Source organism: uncultured Subdoligranulum sp. (assembly GCF_937890665.1).
This window is the reverse complement of sequence record NZ_CALADU010000070.1, coordinates 1-7,139: the sequence shown is the minus strand read 5'-3', so window position 1 is coordinate 7,139 and position 7,139 is coordinate 1. Positions and strand designations below refer to the sequence as shown.

Annotated in this window: 7 protein-coding genes; 1 reads left to right on the top strand and 6 read right to left on the bottom strand. The window is 54.4% G+C overall.

Annotated features, from left to right (window positions below; all coding sequences use genetic code 11):
* The 6 genes from Q0526_RS03715 to ltrA all read right to left on the bottom strand — a co-directional run.
* The coding region (locus Q0526_RS03715) for a hypothetical protein (RefSeq protein WP_298730995.1) at positions 1–198 on the bottom strand (198 nt) is incomplete at its 3' end.
* Entirely contained in the window at positions 179–640 is a 462-nt protein-coding gene (locus Q0526_RS03710) for a hypothetical protein (protein ID WP_298730993.1), read from the bottom strand. The genes Q0526_RS03715 and Q0526_RS03710, both read right to left, overlap by 20 nt.
* Before the next feature lie 110 nt (positions 641–750).
* Positions 751–2,541: a M23 family metallopeptidase gene (locus Q0526_RS03705; RefSeq protein ID WP_298730991.1), complete on the bottom strand. Its 1,791-nt coding sequence runs from the start codon at positions 2,539–2,541 to the stop codon at positions 751–753.
* Positions 2,542–2,849: 308 nt separating this feature from the next.
* Positions 2,850–3,116 (bottom strand): hypothetical protein, encoded by a 267-nt coding sequence (locus Q0526_RS03700; protein WP_298730989.1) that lies wholly within the window; start codon positions 3,114–3,116, stop codon positions 2,850–2,852.
* Between the two features lie 35 nt (positions 3,117–3,151).
* Positions 3,152–4,393, bottom strand: coding sequence for a DNA polymerase IV (locus Q0526_RS03695; RefSeq protein ID WP_298730986.1), 1,242 nt, complete (start codon positions 4,391–4,393; stop codon positions 3,152–3,154).
* A 52-nt stretch (positions 4,394–4,445) separates the two neighbouring features.
* A complete protein-coding gene (gene ltrA, locus Q0526_RS03690) occupies positions 4,446–6,245 on the bottom strand; it encodes a group II intron reverse transcriptase/maturase (protein ID WP_298730985.1) in 1,800 nt (599 codons plus the stop codon).
* A gap of 669 nt (positions 6,246–6,914) precedes the next feature.
* Between ltrA and Q0526_RS03685 the strand changes: the two genes are divergently transcribed.
* The coding region (locus tag Q0526_RS03685; protein ID WP_298730984.1) for a helix-turn-helix transcriptional regulator at positions 6,915–7,139 on the top strand (225 nt) is incomplete at its 3' end.

The following is a 7,139-nucleotide window of genomic DNA, read 5'->3' as shown; positions in this document are numbered from 1 at the left end:
ACTGATAAATTGTCTAACCGCTTTCTGGCGTCCCGGAATGAGGATGTATACTGTATTCCGCGCTTTCCATTTCAAAATTGAAGCTACCGTGACAGGTTTATCCGGGAATGCACAGTTTTCCGCATCCACGCAGTTTTGTTCTGTATCCCCCAGCCAATCTTGTTTGGGGAACTTCTTCTCATATATGACTTTTCCCATTATCCAGTTCCCCCAGATTTATGATCCGCAACCCTTGCCGGACTGCAAGCCGATACGTTTTTTCCGCCCCGCCCCAATCATGATCCACATAGCACAGCGCCCACGAGGAATGATTCACCATGAAACGGTTTCGTTCCGGGATGGCTGCTTTGAAGTGGTATTTCTCAAAGCCTTCCGGATAGAGGATATCATCAAAATATTTGCGTTCCCGGATGCGGAAGGACAGATACGGGATGACCAGCAGGCACTCCACTTCTGAATATTGCTGTTTTGCCTGATATACCTGCCTGGCACACAGCCAATCGAACGCCCCCATTCCGCCACACAGAAATGTAGTGATGCCCGCATGGATCAACTGCTCGATGGTTGCGAGAACACGGCCCTCGTCCAAGCCATAGCATTCGCTATGGCCAATGAAGGTAGCCGTTGTGCTTCTCTCCATGATAATCCCTTTCGATTTAGAATCTGTGTTTACGATTTATTTTATGGTAACACAGCCCCGCGGCACATTCAATAGCCATAGATTCTATCGTTTCGTTATAGTCATTGTTGCTAATCGCCTGCCTGTGCTGCAAAGTACGCCATTGCGTCCCCTCTCTGCCCATTCTGGTACACCTCGAAGTGCAAATGGTTGCCGGTGGCCCGCCCGGTCTGGCCCACATAACCGATCACCTGCCCGGCCTGCACCTGCTGGCCGGCAGCTACGCAGATAGCGGAGCAATGCGCATAGAGTGTCTCCAGGCCATTGCCGTGGTCAATGCGAATATAGTAGCCATACCCGCCGCCCCAGCTGTCGAGGGCATTGGCAATGGTCACCGTACCTCCGGCTGCCGCCAGAATTGGGCTGCCGTCCGGCGCGGCGATGTCGGTGCCGCTGTGGTAGCTGGTTTCGCCGGTGATGGGATCGGTGCGGTAACCGAACTGTGACGTGATCGTGCCGGGAATGGTCAGCGGCCATTGCAGGGCACCGGTCGGCTGCCAGTCCCCTGCCGGCGGCAGAACCTCCCCGCTGCCGGCAACGAAGCCACCCAGCAGCTGGTTCCACAATTCGGCGGTGTTTTCTCCTGACAAAAGGGTCAGGTATTCATTTTGCCTGTCGTTAAAGGCATATACTGTGCGCATTTCCTCCGCAGTTTTGTGGGTGAGTTCAATCGTCAGCACCGTTTCTATCACATTCGTCGTGGTGGTGTTTCCCTCGTCATCGGCTATTTCCACTTCACTGGTACTGGTATCTGTACGGTAAGCTACCTTGTTCATATCCCACATGATTTCCCGAAGCCTGTCCAAGTTATCTTCATCTATGAAAGCGACCGAGGCTCCATCCTCTGCTCCGCTGGTGCGGGCAGCAAAAACCGCCAGGACATCCTGCCACGCGATGGCGTAGCTGCCATCGTTGGACACGATCTCCTGGCGGTCATGCGTTATGTTGTTTTCGATCTCTTCCAGCCGGTCCTGGTATTCACCGTTCAGCTGTATGATGGCCTCTTGAACTGTGATCCCGGTGTCGGTCGATTCCCCTGCAAAAAAGATTCCGAACGCTGAGCCAATCACAAGCGCGATCATGCAGATGATGGTGACAACGAAAACCGCAGCCGTACCGCCGGCTGTGATCGCCGCAACCAATGTCTGCGTACTCGCCCATAGGGCCTTAAGCCCGGCTATGACGGCATCCGCCAACTTTTGGGTCGCCTCCCTAGTAGCCTGCGCAGCTTGTTTTGCCCGCCGGGCCGCATTGGCAGCGGTCTTGCGGACCTTGTTGGTGTCGGCAATTTTGCCGACTGCGGTCGTGGCTGTTTTCGGGGCGGATGCCTGGCGCGGCTGTGGTTTCCTGCGTGTGGTGACCTTAAAGCGATAGAGAGAGTCATGCCGCAGGCGGCTCTGGTGGATGTCGGGCACATCGAATCGGATGGGTTCAGTGCGCTGCGCGGCAGCCGTTTTCGTGCGCTGGCCAGGGGTTAGAGTTTGGTTTTTATACGGTGCTGCTTGATCAAAAGGCGGATCGTCTGCTCCTGCCGCGGCTGTCCCGCTCCCGGATGCAACGTTTTCAGCCTGCTCGGCTGCACGGTTCACTTGATGCTTTCGAGCGACCTGCTGCGCCAGCTTTTTTCCGCTGCGCAGCGCGGTACCGACAGCCGCTTCTGTTGCGGAAGCAACCGCATCCACGGCACGTTCCTCCTGAGCCGCTGCCTCCTGATACTGCCCATCCCGGTGTTCCTCCGCGACAAGCCGCCGGGTGCCTTCGCGGGTGCACAGCCAGACGGCGTGCATGGCGGTTCGTGGCAGGCGGGCTTTGTCTGCCGTGTGGACAGGCTTGCCTGCCGGTTTCTGTTTGGGTTCTACCATATCATCAATCGCCTCCTTCACAAATTGGTGATAAATTGTTTGAAGTTTCTTCAAAGGTCTTTCAAATGGTTGTCAAAATTATCCTGTACCTTATAGACATGGACAAAACGGTACCGCAAAAGCGACACCGCCATTACCGCTTAAGGCCATGCCAGGGCAATCGCCCGGCCGATCGCGGACAAAAAACAAGGCTTCGTGCCATTATATATAGATGCAAAACGCCGCGAGGCAGGTTCCTGAATCACCCGATTCACACCTGTGCCCGCGGCATTTGCTTTGCCTATTCATATAGTTGGTATCGAGTCATGTCACGCTTCGGCCACCAGCTTGGCCTCCACAAACCAGCGGCCCTTCTCCATCCAGAGGTTTGTTTCCCGCCCGTGGATCACACAGATATAGCGATCCCCCACACCGCCCACCTCGGCGGCGCGGCGGCTGACATCCTTGATCTTGTCGATCTCGTACACCTGCTCCGGGCCAAAGCGGATCGCCAGCGGCCGCAGGTGGCCGTCCGGCTCGAAGCGGACATCCACTTCCACATATCGCTTTTCGCGTCCAATGATCTTGCGTGACATTGCGTTGCGCCTCCCTGCTATCTGTCAAAAATTCCTTATCCCGCGTTAAAGAACCCGACCGGATGCACCGTGTGGTCGTCCTTCGGGTTGATCGCCCCCAGCCCGCGGTCGGTATAAATTCGCGCCCGCTGGACGCTGGTGTACCCGTATCGTTCGCGCACCACATCCACCGCCTTGTCCAGCCGCTCCAGTTTCTCGCGTTTCTCGGCATTTCTGAAAAAGCCCAGCTGCACCGGCGTATCGGCGGGCACCAGCGAGGCGCCGCGCACCCCGACGCCACGCAGCGGCTTGCCCCAGCGGTAGTTGCTTTTAAAAAGATCGAACGCTATCTGTGCGATCTCCAAACTGCTGCTCGTGGGCGTATCAATTTTTCGCTGCCGGACAAACCCGTTCAGGTCGCAGTCCCGGACGCTGACCTCCACCACCGTGCATTTCATGGCGAGTTCCCGCATCCGCATAGCGACACTCTCGGCCATGACCAGCAGCATCAGCCAGACATCCTCGTTGTTGACGAGGTCCCGCGGCGTGGTGCCGCTGTTGCCCACGCTTTTGACCGCCGCCACATGGTCTTGCCTGGCGACCGGCGAGGCATCCAGCCCGCGGGCAAAGGCGGACAGCGAGTACCCCACCTTGCCAAACCAGCCATGCAAAACTTCCGGGTTGGTCTGCGCCAGTTGGCCAATCGTGCGGATGCCATAATAATTGAGCTTGCGCTGGGTGGCGTGACCCACATAGAGCAGGTCCTGCACCGGCAGCGGGTAGACGATCTCCTTGTAATTATCCGCCTCAATGCGGGTGATGGCGTCCGGCTTTTTGTAGTCGCTGCCCAATTTTGCGGTGACTTTATTGTCGGAAACGCCGATGCTCACCGTGATTCCCAGCTCCCGTTTGACCCTCTCGCTGATCTCCTGCGCAATGGTCATGGCGCTGCCGAACAGCCCCACGCTGCCGCTCACATCCGCCCAGCTTTCATCCAGGCCAAACGCCTCGACCTGGTCGGTGTAGTCCTGCAAAATCTCCCGCATATAGCCGCTGTACCGCATATACTCGCGGTAGTGCGGCGGCACGATGATGAGGTCGCGGCAGCACCGCTGCGCCTCCCAGATGGCCATGCCGGTCTTGACCCCCATCCGCTTGGCCGGGTAGCTGGCGGTCAGCACGATGCCGTGCCGGTCCTCCTTCGAGCCGCAGACGGCGATCCGTTTGCCACGTAAGGTGGGGTTTTCCTGCATTTCAACCGAAGAATAGTCGGGTAAGAGATAGGCATTACTGCCCACCCCTCCCCTAAGAACCGTACGTGACAGTTTCCCGTCATACGGCTCAAGCCTTTCAAAGCCTATTACTGCCGCAATAAGCCGGTCGCAAGAATGGAAAAGAATGGGTTTTCCTGTGACAACTTGGATGAACCAAATAGTTCATCGTACGCATTCCATCGGTGTATTTGTGACACCGCGCACCAGTTTCCAGGGTTAAACGCTCACCGCAAAGCGCGCAGCGCCCTTTCTGAATTCGGAAGATTTTCCTGAGCGTGGCATTGCCTTTTACACTGATACGCATTTTATCCGTTTCCCGTTCTTCAAAATACAGCTGCCATTCCTCATCATAGGGATTGGCTCCGTCCTGAATTTTGGGATAGCGAGCAATTTTCACATCGCTCGCGTATTCCAAGGCATAGTACCCTGTACTGCCATCCGTTCTCCGCCATTGGACAGAAAATGTCCAGGTACGATTACCAATGCGATGGAAATATCGTTGGGCGATCCAGCGACTTCCTTTGTTAGGATGCCGTCTTTTTGCCCATTTCCACAATGCTTGGTAAATCTGAAAGTCGGCATGGTGAAACACCCTGGAAGCGACGTTGAAACGGTGGAAGTTTGTCCATCCTCGGATAATAGGGTTCAGTTTGGCAATGAGGTCTTGTTGGCGTGCCATCCGATTGGCCCGAATCACCGCTCGAATTTTAGCGAGAAACGCTTTTTCGGATGTTTTGGATGGCCGTGTAAGCAATTTTCCTTTGAACTTTCGGATGTTACATCCCAAGAAATCAAACCCATCTTCGATATGCGTAATCTTGGTTTTTTCTTCTGACAGGGTAAGGCCTCGCTCCTGGAGGAATTGCCGGATGAGTGGTTTTACTTGTTCATCCAGCAGCTCGGGACTTTCTCCCGTCACAATAAAGTCGTCGGCATATCGAGTAAAGTTGACTTTTGGATTGTACATCCGACCGTTCCTGTATTTGCGCACGAATCTCTCTTTCAGTAAGGGCTCCAATCCATCCAGCGTCATGTTACAAAGCACAGTCGAAATCGTACCGCCCTGCGGGGTGCCTTCTTCCGAATTGTGGAAGATACCGCCATCCACGAAACCGCTCTTTAGAAATTTTCCAAGGATTTCTTTGTCCATCGGAATATTATCCAGCAGCCATTTGTGGCTGATATGATCAAAGCATCCTTTGATGTCTCCCTCCAGAATCCAAGCCGGTGATGTGCCGCGGCTTAGACTTGTGAAGCAGTGTTCAATGGCATCTTGCACGCAACGTCCTTTGCGAAATCCGTATGAGTGAGCATCCGCCGTTGTTTCCGCAACAGGGTCGAGCGCGAACCTGTACAGGGTTTGCATGGCTCTGTCTGTCATGGTTGGAATGCTGAGGGGGCGAAGCTTACCGTTTTTCTTTGGTATATACACACGCCGAAGCGGTAACGGTCGGTAGCCGTGTCGTTTTAATTTTCCGACCGCTTTCAATTTACCGTCGGGTGTGTCCCAAAGTTCATGGTCAACACCGGAAGTTCGCTTCCCTCTGTTTTCTGTCACTTGTTTCACTGCAAGCACTTTCGCATAATACGAGTGCGTCAGTGTCCATTGCAGGGCTTTGACCTTGCCCCACTTTCTTTCCTTTGCGGCCTTTGTAATACGCATTTGCAGTTTCTTCACGCACTTCTCAGCATTGGCAAAATCAATGTCTTGCCAGCGCCGGCCGGCGCGAGGAGTCGCACACAGTTTCCTGTTCATCTGCTTTACCCCTTTCAGAAATTTTTCAAACTCTCTTGCAAAGAAAGACCAGACGGAAGTCTGCACCCTTTCGGGCAAGGTAATGTTGCAACCTCTATCCCGGCCGTTACAGCCAGGCATTCGCTTTTTCCGTCCTCCTGTACCCGCACCTTCATTAGCGTCCCTCACGGGAAACCTTCCATACAGTTATGGGAAGATACGGGCTTACCACGTTCCACTTGATTGATACAGATAACGTAGACTCTGCCTTTTCGCCGGAAGTCATTTGACCGTGTGCTCCTATGCATTCAGAGGAACATCCGACTTCAGCCCCGTTTTGGGTCAGGCCTGACAGCAACTTTGGCCTGTTCTGCAATAACGACGTTTATCAGCAGTTCAGATTTCTTAGTCATATTATCTTCGCCTGCTCCCTGACTGTATCGTTGCTAACAGTCTTGCAGCTTCCTCGCGGTTGCCGCTCCTTCTCGTTCTGAGAAAGGGCTACTGTGTCCCGTTCCGTTTCCTCATGGGCATTACTGACCACTTTGTGAACGGTAGGCGCCGCCGACGGTACGGCGGGTCCTCTCATTTGGAGGACAATCAATCAAGTGACTTGCGTGTCACACGAAGCTGTTGGCATCGACATGGAGTATGTGTCGGCCTGACATACGACAACCCCCTTCAGCCTTATTATAATTGCTTGTTTCTTCACTTTCAAGGCTTTATATTTGAATATCCATGTAATTGTATGCTTGACTTGCGGTCCCGGCTATGCTATGATAAGGACATAGAAGTATAGGGAGGCGCGCTATGAGCTGGAATGAACGCATCAAGGCAGCGCGGGAGGCGCAGAAACTGACCCGCGAGCAGACCGTGCGCAAAATGCGGGAGTATCTGCCTGCGGGCAAGACGGCCGTTGCCCGCACCCTCATCGCCTGGGAACAGGGCGACAGCGAACCCAAAGTGACCCAGGCCATCGCGCTGGCACGGGCGCTGGGCTATCACGAAGTTTCCGAATTGTTCAGCCAGGTGGAC